Annotated in this window: 16 protein-coding genes; 7 read left to right on the top strand and 9 right to left on the bottom strand. The window is 73.0% G+C overall.

Translation table 11 applies throughout. The features are described 5' to 3' along the window. Positions 1 to 157 precede the first annotated feature (157 nt). On the top strand, positions 158 to 829 hold the full coding sequence (locus Sco07f_RS26515; protein WP_108989399.1) for an HAD family hydrolase: 672 nt from the start codon (positions 158 to 160) through the stop codon (positions 827 to 829). On the opposite strand, the gene Sco07f_RS26510 is transcribed toward Sco07f_RS26515, so the two are convergent. After that, the gene (locus tag Sco07f_RS26510) at positions 778 to 1056 is read right to left on the bottom strand and encodes a hypothetical protein (protein ID WP_007450700.1); all 279 of its coding nucleotides are present in this window, start codon (positions 1054 to 1056) and stop codon (positions 778 to 780) included. The genes Sco07f_RS26515 and Sco07f_RS26510 overlap by 52 nt on opposite strands. A gap of 175 nt (positions 1057 to 1231) precedes the next feature. Between Sco07f_RS26510 and Sco07f_RS41135 the strand changes: the two genes are divergently transcribed. After that, the gene (locus Sco07f_RS41135; protein WP_003974650.1) at positions 1232 to 1615 is read left to right on the top strand and encodes a cold-shock protein; all 384 of its coding nucleotides are present in this window, start codon (positions 1232 to 1234) and stop codon (positions 1613 to 1615) included. 13 nt (positions 1616 to 1628) lie between these two features. Here Sco07f_RS41135 and Sco07f_RS26500 read toward each other — a convergent pair whose 3' ends face one another. The 4 genes from Sco07f_RS26500 to Sco07f_RS26485 are packed head-to-tail and all read right to left on the bottom strand — an operon-like array spanning position 1629 to position 5149. Next, positions 1629 to 2477, bottom strand: a complete 849-nt coding sequence (locus tag Sco07f_RS26500; RefSeq protein ID WP_108989398.1) for a 1,4-dihydroxy-6-naphtoate synthase — start codon at positions 2475 to 2477, stop codon at positions 1629 to 1631. Beyond that, positions 2467 to 3174, bottom strand: coding sequence for a futalosine hydrolase (locus tag Sco07f_RS26495; RefSeq protein ID WP_108989397.1), 708 nt, complete (start codon positions 3172 to 3174; stop codon positions 2467 to 2469). Before Sco07f_RS26495 ends, Sco07f_RS26500 begins: the two co-directional genes overlap by 11 nt. 15 nt (positions 3175 to 3189) lie before the next feature. Further along, on the bottom strand, positions 3190 to 3699 hold the full coding sequence (locus Sco07f_RS26490; protein ID WP_007450887.1) for a hypothetical protein: 510 nt from the start codon (positions 3697 to 3699) through the stop codon (positions 3190 to 3192). A gap of 58 nt (positions 3700 to 3757) precedes the next feature. Continuing rightward, positions 3758 to 5149 carry an MFS transporter gene (locus Sco07f_RS26485; RefSeq protein ID WP_042826403.1) on the bottom strand — a complete coding sequence of 464 codons (1392 nt, stop codon included), beginning with the start codon at positions 5147 to 5149 and terminating at the stop codon, positions 3758 to 3760. Between the two features lie 344 nt (positions 5150 to 5493). Between Sco07f_RS26485 and Sco07f_RS26480 the strand changes: the two genes are divergently transcribed. After that, positions 5494 to 6420, top strand: a complete 927-nt coding sequence (locus Sco07f_RS26480; RefSeq protein ID WP_108989396.1) for a DUF3027 domain-containing protein — start codon at positions 5494 to 5496, stop codon at positions 6418 to 6420. Positions 6421 to 6613: 193 nt separating this feature from the next. After that, positions 6614 to 9757, top strand: a complete 3144-nt coding sequence (locus Sco07f_RS26475) for a sacsin N-terminal ATP-binding-like domain-containing protein (RefSeq protein WP_174855415.1) — start codon at positions 6614 to 6616, stop codon at positions 9755 to 9757. Between the two features lie 16 nt (positions 9758 to 9773). On the opposite strand, the gene nhaA is transcribed toward Sco07f_RS26475, so the two are convergent. The 3 genes from nhaA to Sco07f_RS26460 form a co-directional block, all read right to left on the bottom strand. Then, positions 9774 to 11675, bottom strand: coding sequence for a Na+/H+ antiporter NhaA (gene nhaA / locus Sco07f_RS26470; protein WP_174855414.1), 1902 nt, complete (start codon positions 11673 to 11675; stop codon positions 9774 to 9776). An 88-nt stretch (positions 11676 to 11763) separates the two neighbouring features. Continuing rightward, positions 11764 to 14172, bottom strand: a complete 2409-nt coding sequence (locus Sco07f_RS26465; RefSeq protein ID WP_108989489.1) for a cation-translocating P-type ATPase — start codon at positions 14170 to 14172, stop codon at positions 11764 to 11766. A gap of 99 nt (positions 14173 to 14271) precedes the next feature. Further along, the gene (locus Sco07f_RS26460; RefSeq protein ID WP_007450878.1) at positions 14272 to 14532 is read right to left on the bottom strand and encodes a DUF2530 domain-containing protein; all 261 of its coding nucleotides are present in this window, start codon (positions 14530 to 14532) and stop codon (positions 14272 to 14274) included. A 203-nt stretch (positions 14533 to 14735) separates the two neighbouring features. On the opposite strand from Sco07f_RS26460, the gene Sco07f_RS26455 reads away from it, so the two are divergent. Continuing rightward, on the top strand, positions 14736 to 16193 hold the full coding sequence (locus tag Sco07f_RS26455) for an NCS2 family permease (protein WP_108989394.1): 1458 nt from the start codon (positions 14736 to 14738) through the stop codon (positions 16191 to 16193). 16 nt (positions 16194 to 16209) lie between these two features. Here Sco07f_RS26455 and Sco07f_RS26450 read toward each other — a convergent pair whose 3' ends face one another. Continuing rightward, positions 16210 to 16398, bottom strand: coding sequence for a hypothetical protein (locus Sco07f_RS26450; protein WP_042826401.1), 189 nt, complete (start codon positions 16396 to 16398; stop codon positions 16210 to 16212). Positions 16399 to 16548: 150 nt separating this feature from the next. Between Sco07f_RS26450 and Sco07f_RS26445 the strand changes: the two genes are divergently transcribed. Together Sco07f_RS26445 and Sco07f_RS26440 are read left to right on the top strand one after the other, a co-directional pair. Beyond that, entirely contained in the window at positions 16549 to 16986 is a 438-nt protein-coding gene (locus Sco07f_RS26445; RefSeq protein ID WP_007450858.1) for a MarR family winged helix-turn-helix transcriptional regulator, read from the top strand. Between the two features lie 27 nt (positions 16987 to 17013). Next, complete coding sequence (locus tag Sco07f_RS26440; RefSeq protein ID WP_007450856.1) at positions 17014 to 18393, top strand: MFS transporter; 1380 nt, start codon at positions 17014 to 17016, stop codon at positions 18391 to 18393.

Below are 18393 nucleotides of genomic sequence, written 5' to 3'. Positions count from 1 at the left end.
GCTGGCCACCCCGACGCTGACTGCCCTGCGGCTGCCCTCCGACGCTGACTGCCCCGCGGCCGCCCCCCGACGCTGACCGCCCCGGAGACCGGCCGCCCCCAGCGGGAGCGCCACCGCGGCCGACGGGGCGCGCCGACGGCCCGGCACAATGGGAGCCATGTCCTCCTCGACGCGCCCCGCGCCCACCGCGCCCACCGTCGGCTTCGATCTCGACATGACGCTGATCGACTCACGGCCCGGCATCCGCGCCTGCTACCTCGAACTGAGCGCGCGCACGGGGACGTACGTCGACGCCGACCTGGCCGTCACCCGGCTCGGACCCCCGCTGGCCGAGGAACTGGCCCACTGGTTCCCCGCCGGGGAGATCGACGCCGTCGCCGACCTGTACCGGGAGATCTACCCGGCGTACGCGATCGAGCCGACCCTCGCGCTGCCCGGCGCCCGCGAGGCGGTGGCCGCCGTGCGCGAGGCCGGCGGGCGGGCGCTCGTCGTCACCGCCAAGTACGAGCCGAACGCCAAGCTGCACCTGGCCCACCTCGGCATCGAGCCGGACGCCGTCATCGGCGGACTGTGGGCCGAGCAGAAGGCCGTCGCCCTGCGCGAGCACGACGCGGACGTCTACGTCGGCGACCACGTCGGCGACGTACGCGGAGCCCGCGCCGCCGGGGCCCGCTCGGTGGCCGTGGCCAGCGGCCCGTGCGACGCCGACGAGCTGCGCGCGGCCGGCGCGGACGTGGTCCTCACCGGCCTCACGGACTTCCCGCGGTGGCTCGCGGCCTACCGGGACGGCGAGGGCGACGCCGAGGCACTCGACGCGGCCCGCGCCTGACGCCGCCCGGCGGCGATCGACCGCAGCACCCCGGCACCGGCGACCAGGAAGCCCACTCCCATCAGCATGCTCAGCCCGAACATGTAGGTGGGAAAGGGCGTCGTGCCCAGCAGCAGCGGGGCCACCGTGACCAGAGTGGCCACGGCGCCGGCGAAGAAGACGATCGCACCGGCGCGGATCAACCGGTCACCGGGCGCGGCGGAATTCGTTTGGGTTTGTTCACGCACCCGACCAGGGTAGTTCCCAGGTCTGGAGAACAGCCGGGGGACGTCTTGTCACCCGCCCGATCACCATTAGCCTGGGTACCGGCGGGTCAGGACGACCCGCCCAAGTGCTATCAAGAGCCGTTTCCGAGCATGTTTCCGAGCAGTTTTCCCGACGAGTACGAGGACGAGGACAGACGTGCCTACCGGCAAGGTCAAGTGGTTCAACAGCGAGAAGGGCTTCGGCTTTCTCTCCCGTGACGACGGCGGTGACGTCTTCGTCCATTCCTCGGTCCTCCCTGCCGGAGTCGAGAGCCTGAAGCCCGGACAGCGCGTCGAGTTCGGTGTCGTCGCCGGACAGCGCGGGGACCAGGCCCTGTCGCTCGCCCTCCTCGACCCGGCCCCCTCGGTCGCGGCCGCGCAGCGCAAGAAGCCGGACGAGCTGGCCTCGATCGTGCAGGACCTGACGACGCTCCTGGAGAACATCACGCCGATGCTGGAGCGCGGCCGCTATCCCGAGAAGACGGCCGGCAAGAAGATCGCCGGGCTGCTCCGCGCGGTCGCGGACCAGCTCGACGTCTGATCCGCCCCCTGGGTCAGGGGAACGCCAGCGCGTCCGGGCCGAGGGCCGGTACGAGGCCCTCGGCCGCCGCGCGGGTCAGCAGGCCCCGGATCGCCGCGTAGCCGTCCTCGCCCAGGTCGGCGGTGAATTCGTTGACGTACAGCCCGATGTGCTGGTCGGCGACGGCCGGGTCCATCTCCTGCGCGTGCTCCATGACGTACGGCCGGGACGCCTCCGGGTCGTCCCAGGCCGCGCGGACCGAAGCGCGTACGGCGTCCGCGAGCCGGGTCAGCGCCGGTGCGCCCAGCGAGCGCTTCGCGATGATCGCGCCGAGCGGGATCGGCAGCCCTGTGGTTCGCTCCCAGTGCTCGCCCATGTCGGCGAGCTTGTGCAGCCCGTAGTTCTGGTACGTGAAGCGCGCCTCGTGGATCACCAGGCCCGCGTCCACCTTGCCGTCCCGCACGGCCGGCATGATCTCGTGGAAGGGCATGACGACGATCTCGCCCACTCCGCCGGGCACCGTGTCCGCCGCCCAGAGGCGGAAGAGCAGGTAGGCGGTGGAGGTCTCGCTGGGGACCGCGACCGTGCGGCCCCGCAGGTCGGCGTCGGCCTCCCGGGTCAGCACCAGCGGGCCGCAGCCCCGGCCCAGCGCGCCGCCGCAGGGCAGCAGGGCCCAGTCGTCGAGGACGTACGGCAGTACGGCGTAGGACACCTTCAGCACGTCCAGCTCGCCGCGCTCGGCCATGCCGTTGGTGACGTCGATGTCCGCGAAGGTCACGTCGAGGGCGGGGGCGCCGGGGACGCGGCCGTGGGCGAGGGCGTCGAAGACGAAGGTGTCGTTCGGGCAGGGGGAGTACGCGATGTGCAGGGTGTCAACGCTCATGCGGTTTCCAACTCTCCAGGACGGGTGCGAGCTTCCCGACGGCGTCAGTCAGGGCCGCGAGCGCCTCGCCGATGCGCCAGGCGGCGCGGTCGCGCGGGCCGACCGGGTTGGAGACCGCGCGCAGTTCCAGCACCGGCACGCCGTGCGCGGCGGCGGCCTCGGCGACGCCGAAGCCCTCCATCGCCTCGGCCAGCGCGCCCGGGTGGCGTTCGCGCAGCAGGCCGGCGCGGGCCGCGGTGCCGGTGACGGTGGACCCGGTCAGGACGGTGCCGGCGCGGGCACCGGTCGCGCCGGCGACGGCGGCGACGAGGCCGGCGGGCGGGTGGTGGGTGACGGTGCCGAAGCCCAGTTCGGTGACGGGGAGGAAACCGTCGGCGGTCTCGGCGCCCAGATCGGCGGCGGTGATCGCGTCGGCGACGACGAGTGAGCCGACGGGCGCCTCGGGGACGAAGCCGCCGCCGATGCCGGTCGAGACGACCAGGTCGTACGGCGTGCCGTCGAGGGCCGCGGCGGTCAGGGCGGCGGCCGTGGAGGCGGCGGCGCGGGCCGGGCCGACCCCGGCGGCCAGCAGGTCCCAGCCGTCCGGCAGCCGGTGCAGGACGATCCCGGGAAGACGCACCTCCGCGCCCCGCGCCGGGAACGCCCGGGCCACCGCGTCCCGTTCGGCGGGGACCGCGGTGGCTACGAGGAGGTGCACGGAGGACGTGGGCGGTCAGTCCTTCTTCAGCTCGAAGACCCACACACCGGTGATGTTCTGGCTCTCGTCCTTGCCGTCCCGCGCGGCGACGGCGACGTTCGTCGAGTCGCCCTGGGCGCCGTACTGCTCGTTGAAGAAAACGCTGCCCGGCACGGTGCGGTAGGTCTTGTCACTGTCCTCGACCAGCTGCTGACCGTTCATCAGGATCGTCCAGTGCTGGTCGGCGATCTCCGGGTCCACGCCGAAGCGCACGGTCTCGTCCTGGTCGACCTTGATGGACTTGGCGTCCTTGTCCTTCAGGCACTCGGTGATCTCGTCGGCCGACAGGGTCTTGCCCTTGCCGCCGCAGCTGGCCTGGGAACTCACCGAGTCGCTGCCGACCGTGATCGTCGAGATCGGGGTCGGCTCGTCACAGGCGGACAGCAGGAGAAGTCCGGCGGACACGGCGCCTACGGCGGCGACGGCGCGGCGGCGTCGCACAACGCGGTGTCCGAGAGCGGCGGTGCCGCGGGGCAACGTGGTCATGGCGGAAGGCTATACGGCGCTCCCGCCCCGCCCCCCACCTGGGTACGGCGTGGCGTGGTCACGCCACCCTCGGCCGAGTCCTGCCCCCGTGCCGCGCCGAGTCGAGCAGCCCCCGTACGGTCGTCAGCCACCCGGCGGCGATGATCGCGGCGGCCACCGACAGGCCCAGCGTGCCGTTGAGCGGCAGCACGATGCCGACGGCGCCGCCGAGCACCCAGGAGACCTGGAGCAGCGTCTCCGAGCGCGCGAACGCCGACGTGCGCACCTGCTCCGGCACGTCCCGCTGGATCAGCGCGTCCAGGGACAGCTTGGCCAGCGCCTGCGCGAACCCGGCGACCGCCGCCAGGCACGCCACCAGGAAGGCGCTGAAGAACACCGCGGCGACCACCGCCGCGCCCAGCACGACGGCGACCACCGTGACGATGATGACCTCCGGCGCCCGGGAGCGCAGCCACGCCCCGACCGCCGTGCCCAGCGCGTTGCCCGCACCGGCCGCGACGCCCACGATGCCCAGCGACACCGCCGCGCTCTGGCCGGTCATCGGGTGCACCCGCAGCAGGAACGCCAGGAAGAAGATCAGGAAGCCGGTCAGGCAGCGGATGGCCGCGTTGGCGGCCAGCGCGTGGGTCACCGCCGGGCCCACCGTGCGCAGGCCGGGACGCTTGCCCCGCCCGCGCAGCGGTCCCGGCAGGTGTCCCTCGTCCGCGGCGAGCAGCGCCCGGTCCTCGCCGCGCGCCGAGTCCACCTTCCGCGGCAGCGTGAACGACAGCACGGTGCCCGCCACGAAGATCAGGAAGGCGCCGTACAGCGGCCACCGCGGCCCCACCTGCTGGAGCCCCGCGCCGATCGGCGCCGCGACACCGGTGGCCAGCAGTCCGCACAGCGTGACCCGCGAGTTCGCCTTCACCAGGGAGACCCGGGGCGGCAGCAGCCGCGGCACCACCGCGCTCCTGACCACGCCGTACGCCTTCGAGGAGACCAGCACGCCGAGCGCGGCCGGGTACAGCTCGATGCCGCCGGTGACGACCGCGGCCGACAGCACCAGCGCGAGCAGCGCCCGGGCGGCCATCGCGCACGCCATCGCCGCGCGGCGGCCGTGCGGCAGCCGGTCCAGGAGCGGGCCGATCACCGGCGCGAGGAGCGTGAACGGCGCCATGGTGATGGCGAGGTACAGCGCGACCCGCCCGCGTGCCTCGTCGGTGGGCACGGAGAAGAAGACGGTGGAGGCGAGCGCGACGGTGATCATCACGTCGCCGGCACCGTTCACCCCGTGCAGCTCGATCAGCTTGCCGAGGCCCGACTCGCCGGCGCCGTGCGCGTGCGTCGCCCGGCGGATGCCGCGCGCCGTGCCGGTCACCGGCAGGCGCAGGGCCCGGCCGACCGCACGGAACCGGGAGCCGGGGCCGCGCCCACGGCTCCCGCGCTTGAACTCCGTCCGTGCGGCTGCCACCCCGTCATAGTGCCCCGTCAGCGGCGGCTGTAGCGTCGATACGGCACGGATGGCGGTGATCGAGTCGGGTGACGACGGCGCCCGCGCCACCCGGGATCGTCCGGTCGTACCCCGCCGAAACTCCCGTCGGTGTAGGCCCAGGGCACATGAGCAGGTAGCGTGCGTAGCGCGCCGTGGCGAACGTTCTCGGCCGCGCGCCGTACGGCCATCCCGCAGAATGGATGACGTAGGTGCGCCCGAGCGCGATCGGGCGCGGACGTCGACGCGGTCCGCAGGTCCGCTCCGTCCGCCCCTCGCACACAGCGGTGCACTCGTGAGACGGCGTATGGAGAGAAGCGATACCTGTGAGCGCAGCGACAACGCGAAGCCGCACCCCTGACCGTCTGTGCGCCGAGGCCGTCGACCTCGCCCGGACCGCGGCCGAGGAGGCCGCCGCACCCGGCGTCGTCGGCGAGCACGAGGGCATGGTGTCGGAGGGCGACCGGGTCGTCACCCATTATTTCGCCTGCAAGGAGATGGGGTACCGGGGCTGGCGCTGGGCCGTCACGGTGGCCCGTGCCTCCCGCGCGAAGATCGTCACGGTGGACGAGGCGGTGCTGCTGCCCGGCCCCGACGCGCTCCTCGCCCCCGAGTGGGTGCCGTGGAGCGAGCGGCTGCGCCCCGGCGACATGGGGCCGGGCGACCTGCTGCCCACCGACGCGGAGGACCTGCGGCTCGAGCCCGGCTGGACCGGCGAGGACGAGCCGCCGCCCAACTCCGCCGTCTCCCACGAGATGGCCGACCTGGTCGAGGCCGAGGACGCCGAGGTGACCGCCGGGCCGCCCGCCGAGCTGTCCACCGTCCCGGCCCGCGGCACGATCTCGGCGGTCGCCGAGGAGCTGGGCCTGCGCCGCACCCGGGTGCTGTCCCGGTACGGCCTGCACGTCGCCGCGGACCGCTGGGAGGACGGCTACGGCCCCAAGACCGCGATGGCCCAGGCGGCGCCCGCCTCCTGCGTCAGCTGCGGCTTCCTCGCCCGCATCGGCGGCTCGCTCGGACAGGCCTTCGGGGTGTGCGCCAACGAGTTCTCCCCGGCGGACGGGCACGTGGTCTCGCTGGCCTACGGGTGCGGCGGGCACTCCGAGGCGGCGGTCATGCCGAAGCCGCCGCGGGTGGCTCCGCCGGTGATCGACGAGACGCGGGTGGACCCCTTCCCGCTGCGGCCGGCCGCGGACTCCGGCTCGGTGCCGGTGGCCGAGGACGTGGCCTTGGCGGAGCTGGGGCATTCGTAGGGTGCCGGTGCGTCGTCTGGTGCGGGTGCGTGGTGGCTCGCGTCCCCGGGGACTGCGCCCCCGGACCCCCCTTCGGCCTTGACGGCCTCGTCCTCAAACTCCCCCAGAGGGGGTACCCCCAGGACGGGCTGGATGATGCAGGCCTGCGTCATGGGTGCGCCGTCGGCCGGGGCGGTACCTTCGTGGTCCGTCGATGAGGAGAGTCACCGTGAGCATGTTCGTACGGCCTGCCGCCGAGGGTGCCGATCCGTTCGGTACGGCACGGCTGCGGCGCGGGGTGCTGGACGCGTGGGCGACGAGCCCGGCCCGGTTCCGTGAGGACGCCAACGCGGAGGAGGACCTCGTCCTCGGCGGCTACCGCGACCGGCTGGTCGTCGAGCTGGCGCAGAACGCCGCCGACGCCGCCGCGCGGGCCGGCGTGCCCGGCCGGCTCCGGCTGACCCTGCGCGACGGTGTCCTCGTCGCCGCCAACACCGGCGCCCCGCTGGACGCGACCGGCGTCGAGTCGCTGTCCACGCTGCGCGCCTCCGCCAAGCGGGACGCGGGGGACGGCTCGGTCGGCCGGTTCGGGGTGGGCTTCGCCGCCGTCCTGGCCGTCACCGACGAGCCCGCCGTCGTCGGACGGCACGGCGGGGTGCGCTGGTCCCTGGCCGAGGCCCGCGACCTGGCCGCCGACACCGCCCGGCACAGCCCCGGCCTGGGCGACGAGATCCGGCGGCGCGACGGGCACGTACCGCTGCTGCGGCTGCCGTTCCCCGCCGAGGGCAGCGCACCCGCGCCGTACGACACGGCCGTCATCCTGCCGCTGCGCGACACGGCCGCCGCCGACCTCGCCGAACGGCTCCTGCACGCCGTGGACGACGCCCTGCTGCTGGCCCTGCCGGGGCTGGCGGAGGTCGTGATCGAGGCCGGGGACGAGGTGCGCACCCTCTCCCGCCGTGCCGAGGACGCCCTGACCGTCGTGGAGGACTCCCGCGAGGGCGTCACCCGCTGGCGGACCGCCGCCGCGCACGGCCCGCTCACCCCCGACCTGCTCGCCGACCGGCCGGTCGAGGAGCGGCTGCGTCCGCACTGGTCCGTGACCTGGGCGGTGCCCGTCGACGCCGACGGCGCGCCCGATCGGCCCCGCACCAGCCCGGTGGTCCACGCGCCCACCCCCAGCGACGAACCGCTCGGCGTGCCCGCCCTGCTGATCGCGTCCTTCCCGCTGGACGCGACCCGCCGGCACACCGCGCCCGGACCGCTCACCGACTTCCTCACCGAACGGGCCGCCGACGCCTACGCCGGGCTGCTCGCCGACTGGCGGCCGGTCGGTACCGGCCTCATCGGCCTGGTGCCCGGCGCGCTGGGCCGGGGCGAACTGGACGGCGCGCTGCGGCAGGCGATCCTCGACCGGCTGCCGCGCACCTCCTTCCTGCCGCCCGCCCTGCCCTCCGGCGGCCCGGACGCGGAGGACGATCTTCCGGAGTCGTTGCGGCCGCGCGACGCCGAGGTGGTGGAGGGCGCGGGCGCCGACACCGTGCGGGTGCTGGCCGAGGTGCTGCCGACGCTGCTGCCCGCCGGTCTGGAACGCCGCGCCGAACTGCGCACGCTGGGCGTGGCCCGGGTGCCGCTGACCGACGCGGTCGACCGGCTGGCGGGCCTGGAGAAGGCGCCCGGCTGGTGGTGGCGGCTCTACGACAGCCTCGCCGGGGTCGACCCGGACCGGCTGTCCGGGCTGCCGGTGCCCCTTGCGGACGGGCGGACGACCATCGGGCCCCGGCAGGTGCTGCTGCCCTCCTCGGAGGCCGCCTCCCTCGACCCGGAGGTCCTCACCCGGCTCGGCCTGAAGGTCGCCCACCCGGACGCCGCGCACCCCCTCCTCGAGAAGCTCGGCGCCCTCCCGGCCACCCCGCGTGCCGTGCTCACCACCCCGCAGGTCCGGGCGGCCGTCGCCGCCTCCCTGGACGACGAGGGCGGCGTCAACTGGGAGGAGGACTCACTCGACGCCGAGGAACTGGCCGACACCGTCCTCGGCCTGGTCCGCGACGCCGGGCTCGACGCCGGGGACGAGCCCTGGCTGGGCGCCCTCGCCCTGCCCGACGAGGACGGCGAACTCTCCCCGGCCGGCGAACTCGTCTTCCCCGGCGGCCCGTTCGCCCGCGTCATGCGCGAGGACGAACTCGCCGCCGTGGACGCCGAACTCGCCGAGAAGTGGGGTCCCGACCCGCTGGCCGCCTGCGGCGTCCTGGTCACCTTCGCCCTCGTCCGCGCCACCGACGTCGTCCTGGACCCCGACGAACTGGAGCCCCGCGAGGGCGACTTCGCCGAGCCGGACGACGCGGGGCTGCTCGACGCCGTGGACGTGTGGAGCGAGGACGTCCTCGACCGCTTCCCGGACAGCCCCGTGCCGCCGGTCGCCACCGAGATCACCGCCGTGCGCGACCTCGACCTCGTGGCCGACGACCGCTGGCCCGAGGCCCTCGCCCTGCTGTCCCGGCCGCCGCTGCGCGACGCGCTGGTCCAGCCGGTGCGCGTCCTGCTGCCCGACGGCACCCACGAGGTCGTACGGCCCTACACCGCGTGGTGGCTGCGCGGCCACCCGGTGCTCGGCGGACGCCGCCCGGCCGGCCTGCGCGCCGCGGGCGGCGACCCGCTGCTGCGGGGCCTGTACGACGAGGCCGACGCGACCGGCTTCGAGGACGAGCAGGTGCTGCGGGCACTGGGCGTGCGCACCTCGGTCGCCGCGCTCCTCGACGAGCCCGGCGGCGCGGCCGAGCTCCTCGACCGCCTCGCCGACCCCGACCGCCCGGTCACGGCCGCCCAACTGCACGCCCTGTACGGCGCGCTGGCCGACCTGGACCCGGAGCGGGTGACCCTGCCGGACGAGGTGCGGGCCGTGGCCGACGGCGAGGTGCGCGTGGTGGACGCCGCCGACGCCGTGGTGGTCGACTCGCCCGACCTGCTGCCCTTCACGTCCGGCGTGCCGCTGCTGCCGGTCCGCCCGGCGCGGGCCGCCGAACTGGCCGAGCTGTTCCAGGTGCGGCGGCTGAGCGAGTCCGTCACCGGCCGAGTCGACTCCGAGGGCGCCGAGCACGACGTGCCGGAGCCGGTGCGGGTGCTGCTCGGGTCGCGGACCCCCGCGTCGTACGTGGAGCACGACGAGCTGGTCGTCGACGGCGTGGAGATCGACTGGCGTCTGACCGACGACGGGGTCCTGCACGCGGCCACGCTGGAGGGCGTGGCCGCGGGCCTCGCCTGGGCGGCGGGGCAGTGGCCGCGCCGCTTCGAGGTGGCGGCGCTGCTGGAGGACGAGTCGCGCACCGACGAACTGGCCCGGGACCGCTGGTTCGACTGACCCGGGCCGCGGCCGGTCAGCCCGAGGACTCCCGCCCGGCCCCGGAGGGCGCGTCGGTGAGCGCCTCCAGTTCGCGGGCGAGCGACTGCGCGTCGTAGGGGCCGGTGTGCCTGCGGTCGCCGACGAAGAACGTCGGTGCGCCGCGGACCCCGCTCGCCTCGGCGCTGGCGGCGTCCTCGCGGACCCGGACGGCCGTCTCCTCGGCGGCGAGGTCGCGCAGGAACCGCTCGACGTCGAGCCCGAGGTCGGCGGCGTAACCGGCGGTGTCCTCGTACTCGAGTTCGTCCTGGTGCTGGTAGAGCAGGTCGTGCATCTCCCAGAAGCGCCCCTGGGCCTCGGCGGCGACGGCGGCCCGCGCGGCGAGTTCGGCGTGCGGGTGGACGTCGGTCAGCGGCAGGTGGCGGAACACGTAGCGGAACCGGTCGCCGAAGCGCTGCCGCAGTTCCTTGGTGACGCCGGTGGCGTGCGCGCAGAAGGGGCACTCGAAGTCGCCGTACTCCACCAGGGTCAGGGGCGCGTCGGGGGGACCGAGGATGTGGTCCCGCTGCGGATCCACCGGGCGGTCCAGGTACCGGGGCAGGTCGGCGTCGGTCTGGCCCTTCAGCCTGGCGGCCAGCCGGAACACCACCCAGCCGGCGAGGGTCGCGAACACCGCCGCGAGCAGTACGCCGACGGTCGCCCGGGCGCGGGCCTCCGGATCCTGGAAGGCGAGCCCGACGATCAGCAGGGACACGGTGAACCCGAGTCCGGACAGCGCGCCGCCGCCCAGGACGTGACCCGGCGCCACCCCGGTCGGGAGCCTGCCGATGCCGAACCGGGTGCCGAGGGCGGCGCCGCCCCAGATGCCGAGGAGCTTGCCGCCGACGAGACCGACGACCACCGCCCAGGTGAGGGAGGAGCCCAGCGCGTCGGTCAGGACGCCGTCGCGCAGGTCGACCCCGGCGTTGGCCAGGGCGAACACGGGGACGATGAGATAGCTGGACCAGGGGTGGAGGACCGTCTGGAGCCGTTCGTTGACGGAGACGGCCTGCTGGAGTCCCTTGCGTGCCGTCTTGCCGACGTCGGCGAGGGGCGACTGGCGGAAGGCGCGGAAGAGCCGTGCCGCCTGCTCCACCCCCTCCCGGGAGGGCTTGCGGGCGGGGATGAGGAGGCCGCCGAGCATGCCGGCGATGGAGGCGTGCAGGCCGGCGTGGAGGGTGGCCAGCCACATCACGAGGACGATCAGCACGTACGGGGCGGCCTGCCAGACGCCGAAGCGGGTCAGCGCGGACAGGACGACGCCGAGGACGAGCGCGGCGATCAGCTCCGGCACGTTGATGCTGCCGGAGTAGACCACGCCGATCACCGTGACGGCCACGATGTCGTCGATGACGGTGATGGCGAGCAGGAAGACCCGCAGCTGGGTGACGAACCGCGGGCCCACCACGGCGAGCGCGCCCAGCATGAACGCCGTGTCGGTGCCGATGACGACGCCCCAGGCCCGCGCGGCCTCGCCCCCGGGCGCGATCGCCAGGTACAGCACGACGGGGACGAGCATGCCGCCGATGCCCGCCAGGCCCGGGATCACGATCCGGCGCCGGTCGTTCAGCGAGCCCACGGAGACCTCGTAGCGCACCTCCAGACCGATGACGAAGAAGAACAGGGCCATCAGCCCGTCGTTGACCCAGTGGCTCAGGTCCATCGACAGCCGGGCGTCCCCGACGGTGACGGACGCGTCCGTTCCCCAGAGGGCGGTGTACGCCTCCGACCAGGGGGAGTTCGCCCATACCAGGGCAACCGCCACGGCGGCGAGGAGCAGTCCGGCGCTGCCCGCCTCGGTCGCCATGAAGGCCCGTACCGGAGCCGACAACTGGGCCGCCAGCTCTCCTTTGCGTGACTGCGACTGCGAGTCGGCGGTCTTCTTTTCACGAAGCTTCATCAGGAGCATGTCTCCGATCACATGGGTCGGCGACCTCCATACTCCTTGAATTCCGAACGAGACCACGAACGACCGGACGGCTCCGGCGTCACACCGGAAGCCTCCGGTCCACCCACCGCCACGCCAGCTCCAGTACGCCCGCACCGGCCACCGCGATGCCGACGGCGGTCCACGGCATCGTCACGCCCACCAGCTTCAGCGCGAAGAAGTCCTGCAACCACGGCACCGCCAGCACGATCACGAAGCCCAGTCCCATCGCGGCCACCAGCAGCACCCGCCACCAGGTGTACGGCCGGGCGATGATCGCGAGGACCCACATCGAGATCAGGAACAGCGTCAGCGTCGCCGCGCTGGTCTCCGCGTCCAGCGCCTCCGGGCCGGTGTAGTGCTGCCGGGCGACCAGGTACGTCACGAAGGTCGCCGCGCCGGCCACCACCCCGCCCGGGATCGCGTACCGCATCACGCGCCGTACGAAGTGGGGCCTGGCCCGTTCCTTGTTCGGGGCGAGGGCCAGGAAGAACGCGGGGACGCCGATGGTGAGCGTCGAGAGCAGGGTGAGGTGGCGGGGCAGGAACGGATACTCCACCTGGGAGCAGACCACCAGGATCGCGAGCAGCACCGAGTACACGGTCTTGACCAGGAACAGGGTCGCCACGCGCGTGATGTTGCCGATGACGCGGCGGCCCTCGGCCACCACGGAGGGCAGCGTGGCGAAGCTGTTGTTGAGCAGCACGATCTGCGCGACCGCCCGGGTCGCCTCCGAGCCCGACCCCATCGCGACGCCGATGTCGGCGTCCTTGAGGGCGAGGACGTCGTTGACGCCGTCGCCGGTCATCGCGACCGTGTGGCCCCGTGACTGGAGGGCGCCCACCATGTCCCGCTTCTGCTGCGGGGTGACCCGCCCGAACACCGTGCCCTCGTCCAGCGCCCCGGCCATCTCCTCCCGCTCGGCGGGCAGCCGGCGCGCGTCGACGGTGGCTCCGGACAGCCCCAGCTTGGCGGCGACCGCGCCGACCGACACGGCGTTGTCGCCGGATATGACCTTGGCGCGGACGTCCTGGTCGGCGAAGTAGCGCAGGGTGTCGGCGGCCTCCGGGCGCAGCCGCTGCTCCAGGACGACCAGGGCGGTGGGTTCGGCCCCCTCGGCGACCCGGGCGTCGTCCAGGGCGCGGCCGGCGCGGGCCAGCAGCAGGACGCGCAGACCCTGCTCGTTGAGCCGCCCGGTCTCGGCGAGAGCCGGGTCGTCCTCGGCGAGCAGCACGTCCGGGGCGCCCAGCAGCCACGTACGCGGGGCGCCGTCGCCCTCGTCGAACGCGGCGCCGCTGTACTTGCGGGCGGAGGAGAAGGGCAGTGACCCCGTGGACCGCCAGGCTCCGGCGGCGCCGTCCGCCGGGTAGGTGTCGATGATCGCCTGGAGGGAGGCGTTCGGGCGCGGGTCGGCCTGGCCCAGGGCGCCGAGGACGGTGCGGACGTACCCCTCGTCGGCGCCGCCGAGCAGGCGCAGGCCGGTCACGTCCATGCCGCCCTCGGTGAGGGTGCCGGTCTTGTCCAGGCAGACCGTGTCGACGCGGGCCAGCCCCTCGATGGCGGGCAGCTCCTGGACCAGGCACTGCTTGCGGCCGAGGCGGATGACGCCGATCGCGAAGGCGACGGAGGTGAGCAGGACCAGGCCCTCGGGGACCATGGGCACGATGCCGCCGACGGTGCGGGCGATCGAGTCGTCCAGTTCGTTGTCCTTGGCGAGGAGCTGGCTGAGGATCAGGCCGATTGCGGTCGGGACCATCATCCACGTGACGTACTTGAGGATCGTGGAGATGCCGGAGCGCAGCTCCGACTGGACCAGCGTGAACCGGGAGGCCTCCTCGGCGAGTTGGGCGGCGTACGCCTCGCGCCCCACCTTGGTCGCCCGGAAGGCGCCGCCGCCGGCGACCACGAAGCTGCCCGACATGACCTGGTCGCCGGGCTGCTTGACCACCGGGTCGGCCTCACCGGTCAGCAGCGACTCGTCGATCTCCAGCCCGTCCGCCTCGACGCACACCCCGTCGACGACGGCCTTGTCGCCGGGCCCGATCTCGATGACGTCGTCCAGCACGATCTCCGAGGTGCCGACCTCGGCGGGCTTGCCGTCCCGGCGCACGGTCGGGCGGGCCTCGCCGATCACGGCCAGCGAGTCGAGGGTCTTCTTCGCCCGCCACTCCTGGACGATGCCGATGCCGGTGTTGGCGAGGATCACGAACCCGAACAGGCTGTCCTGGATGGGCGCGACGATCAGCATGATCACCCAGAGGACGCCGATGATCGCGTTGAACCGGGTGAAGACGTTGGCGCGGACGATGTCGGCCAGCGAGCGGCTGCTGCGCACCGGCACGTCGTTGATCTCGCCGCGCGCGATCCGTTCGGCGACCTGGGCCGCCGTGAGACCGGTCACGGGCGCAGGCGGGCCGGCGGGACGCGCGGGGTGCTCCGGGTCGAGTCTGTCCGCGTCGAGATGCGTCATGGATCCGACGGTACGTGCGGACATACGGCTCCACCCACCGGGCGCGGAGAAGATCCGACCTGGGTACGAGGCGTACCGGCGGGATGTGCTGCCCTGGTACTACTCCTGCGCGGCGGCGGCCGCGTCCCGCTTGATCGCGGCGTCGCGTCCCCGGACGTACCAGATGCCGATCAGGCCGAGGCCGGCCCCGGCCAGGCAGGTCCACACCCACCAGGCGTGCCCGTGGTCGTCGAACCAGCCGTAGAAGGGCAGCTGCACCAGGAAGAGGACGAACCAGAGGATGGTGCCGCCGACGATGGTCGGGACCACGGGGCCCTCCAGGGGCTCCGGCGCCTCGTGCGTGGGTGTCCACTTCGTCATGCGTACAGCTTACGAGGAGGGTGCGAACAGGTGGACGGCGCGGCGCCACTCGGGAACGACGCGGGTCTACGCGCGGAGATAGCGATCAGTGGCTCATACGTTCATACTGAACCCGTTTGTCTCTGACCGCTTTCATTCGTAGAAAACACCAATAGGAACACCGACAAGGCCGTGGGGGAACCTGTTGGTGCATGAGGTCCCGCATGTCCACCTCGGCCACCGCCAAGGTCCCCCCGTCCCCCGAGTCGCCGGAAGACCGGCGGCCCCCGCAGAACGGCCTCGACCGCTACTTCAAGATCTCCGAGCGCGGCAGCACCCTGCCCCGTGAGATCCGCGGCGGCTTCGCCACCTTCTTCGCGATGGCCTACATCATCGTGCTGAACCCGATCATCCTGGGCAGCGCCAAGGACATGTACGGCCACCAGCTCGACAACGGTCAGCTGGTCACCGCGACCGCCCTGACGGCGGCCTTCACCACCCTCCTGATGGGTGTCATCGGCAACGTCCCGATCGCGCTGGCCGCGGGCCTCGGCGTGAACTCGGTCGTCGCCCTCCAGCTCGCCCCGCGGATGTCCTGGCCGGACGCCATGGGCATGGTGGTGCTGGCCGGTTTCGTCGTCATGCTGCTGGTCGCCACCGGTCTGCGCGAGCGCGTGATGAACGCCGTGCCCTACAGCCTGCGCAAGGCCATCGCGATCGGCATCGGCCTCTTCATCATGATCATCGGTCTGGTCGACTCCGGCTTCATCACCCGGATGCCGGACGCCGCCCAGACCACGGTCCCGATCCAGCTGGGCACCGGCGGTCACCTGCACGGCTGGCCGGTCCTGGTCTTCGTCCTCGGCGTGCTGCTGACCCTCGCGCTGATCGTCCGCAAGACCCCGGGTGCCATCCTCATCTCGATCGTCGTGATGACGGGCGTCGCGATGATCATCAACGCGGTCACCGACATCCCCTCCTGGGGCCTGACCACCCCCGAGTGGCCCGGCAACCCGGTCGCCACGCCGGACTTCGGACTGGTCGGCGAGGTCAGCCTGTTCGGCGGGTTCGAGAAGGTCGGCATCCTGACCGGGGTGCTGTTCGTCTTCACCGTGCTGCTGTCGTGCTTCTTCGACGCGATGGGCACGATCATGGGCATCAGCGACGAGGCGAAGCTGACCGACGGCGAGGGCCAGATGCCGGGCATCAGCAAGGTCCTGTTCGTCGACGGCGTCGCGGTCGCCGCGGGCGGTGCCAGCTCCGCCTCGGCCACCACCTGCTTCGTGGAGTCCACGGCCGGCGTCGGCGAGGGCGCCCGCACCGGCTTCGCCAACATCGTCACCGGCGGGCTGTTCGCCCTGGCGCTGTTCCTCACGCCGGTCGCCACCATGGTCCCGTCGCAGGCGGCGACCCCCGCGCTGATCGCGGTCGGCTTCCTGATCCTGGCCGGTTCGATCAAGGAGATCGACTGGTCCGACTTCACCATCGCCATCCCGGCCTTCGTGACGATGCTGATGATGCCGTTCACCTACTCGATCACCAACGGCATCGGCATGGGCTTCATCACCTTCTCGGTGCTGCGCCTGGCGGCCGGACGGGGCCGCGAGGTGCCGGTGGCGATGCACGTGGTGTCGGCGGTCTTCGCCTTCTACTACCTGATGCCGGCCCTGGGCCTGACGTGAGGCCCGCGGGGCCGCCTCAGGTGACCCCGTAGAACCGTTCCGTCTCCTCCACGGCGGACTGGAACCGCTCGTCGAAGTCATTGCGAATGAGCGTCCGGACGACATAGTCCTGGACGCTCATTCCTCTTTTGGCCGCATGGTCCCGGAGCCGGTCGAGCAGCTCCCCGTCCATCCGCAGGCTGAGCACGCTGGTCCCCATGAGCACGAGGGTCGCCCCGGCCCGCCCGGTGACGCTCCGATTTCCGGAAACGACTCACTCGTACGGGTGAACTGTGGGTTTCAGTGGCGGGCGTCACGGGCACGCGGACGACGGTGCGGTGGTATTTCGCGAGACTAATGAGTTACGCTAAGGAACATGCCGGACCTCAAGCATGGCGACGACGCCGCCGCCGTGAACTCCCTGCGCTCCGCCGTGATGCGGTTGTCCCGTCGGCTCAAGCACCAGCGGGTCGACGAGTCGCTCAGCCCGACCGAGATGTCGGTGCTGGGCACCCTGTCGAACTGCGGCAGCGCGACCCCGGGCGAGCTGGCCCGCAAGGAACACGTCCAGCCACCCTCGATGACCCGCATCGTGGCGCTGCTCGAGGCCAAGGGCCTGGTCCGGCTGGAGCCGCACCCCGAGGACCGGCGCCAGAAGGTCGTCACGCAGACCGAGCAGGCCGTGGTGATGCTCGAGGAGAGCCGCCGCAAACGCAACGCGTTCCTGGCCACGCTCGTCGAGGGCCTCGACGAGGACGAGTGGGCGAAACTGCGCGCCGCCGCCCCCGTGCTGGAGAAGCTCGCACACCGGTAAGCAGTTTTCGCGAGGAGGCGAACCCTTTTGAGTACGGGATCCGGAGCAGCTTCCGCCCCCGCACCCGACGGCCCCGACGTCCCGGCCGTCCCGGACGATCCGACCGGCCCCGCCGCCCGTCGCAAGACGTCGATGTTCGCCTCCCTCAAGGTCAGGAACTACCGCCTGTTCTTCATGGGCCAGGTCGTCTCCAACATCGGCACCTGGATGCAGCGCATCGCCCAGGACTGGCTGGTGCTCAGCCTCACCGGCTCCTCGGCCGCCGTGGGCATCACCACCGCCCTGCAATTCCTCCCGATGCTGCTCTTCGGCCTCTACGGCGGCGTCCTCGTCGACCGCCTGCCCAAGCGGCCGACGCTGCTGGTCACCCAGTCCGCGATGGCGCTGACCGCGCTCGCCCTCGCCGTCCTCACCCTCAGCGGACACGTCCAGGTCTGGCACGTCTACCTCGCCGCCTTCGCGATGGGCCTGGCCACCGTCATGGACAACCCGGCCCGCCAGACCTTCGTCTCCGAGCTGGTCGGCCGCGACCAGTTGCAGAACGCGGTCAGCATGAACTCGGCCAACTTCCAGTCCGCCCGCCTGGTCGGCCCCGCCGTCGCCGGTCTGATGATCACCGGCGTGGGCACCGGCTGGGCGTTCCTCGCCAACGGGCTGTCCTTCGTCGCGCCGCTCAGCTGCCTGCTGCTGATGCGCGCCCGCGAGCTGCACGCCGGCCGGCCCACCCCGCGCGGCAAGGGCCAGCTGCGCGAGGGCCTGCGCTACGTCGCCGGCCGCCCCGAGCTGATCTGGACCATCGTGCTGGTCGGCTTCATCGGCACGTTCGGCTTCAACTTCCCGGTCTTCCTGTCCGCCTTCGCCGACGACGTCTTCCACGCGGGCGCCGGGGCGTACAGCCTCTTCAATACCCTCATGGCCGTCGGCTCGCTGGCCGGCGCGCTGCTCGCCGCCCGCCGCGGCACGGCCCGGCTGCGCGTCCTGATCGCGGCGGCGCTCGGCTTCGGCGCCCTGGAGATCGTGGCGTCGACGGCACCGGAACTGTGGCTCTTCGCGCTGCTGATGGTCCCGATCGGCCTCTTCAGCATGACGGTCAACGTCACCGCCAACACCAGCATCCAGATGTCCACCGACCCGGCCATGCGGGGTCGCGTGATGGCCCTGTACATGATGGTCTTCCTCGGCGGCTCGCCCATCGGCGCCCCGATCGTCGGCTGGGTCACCGACACCTACGGCGCCCGGGCCGGCTTCGCCGCGGGCGGCGCGGTGGCGGCGAGCGCCGCCCTCGTCATCGGCCTGGTCCTGGCCCGCGTCGGCAACCTGCGCCTGTCCGTCGGCTGGCACCGCGGCCACCCCCAGGTCCGCTTCGTGCCGCGGGAGCGGCAGGAGGCGCTGGCACCGGTGGCGTAG

Origin of the sequence: Streptomyces coelicoflavus, from assembly GCF_003112555.1 — a bacterium.
Classification (GTDB): domain Bacteria; phylum Actinomycetota; class Actinomycetes; order Streptomycetales; family Streptomycetaceae; genus Streptomyces; species Streptomyces coelicoflavus.
Note: the sequence above shows the minus strand (reverse complement) of the source record. Positions and strands in the feature narration are given on the sequence as shown.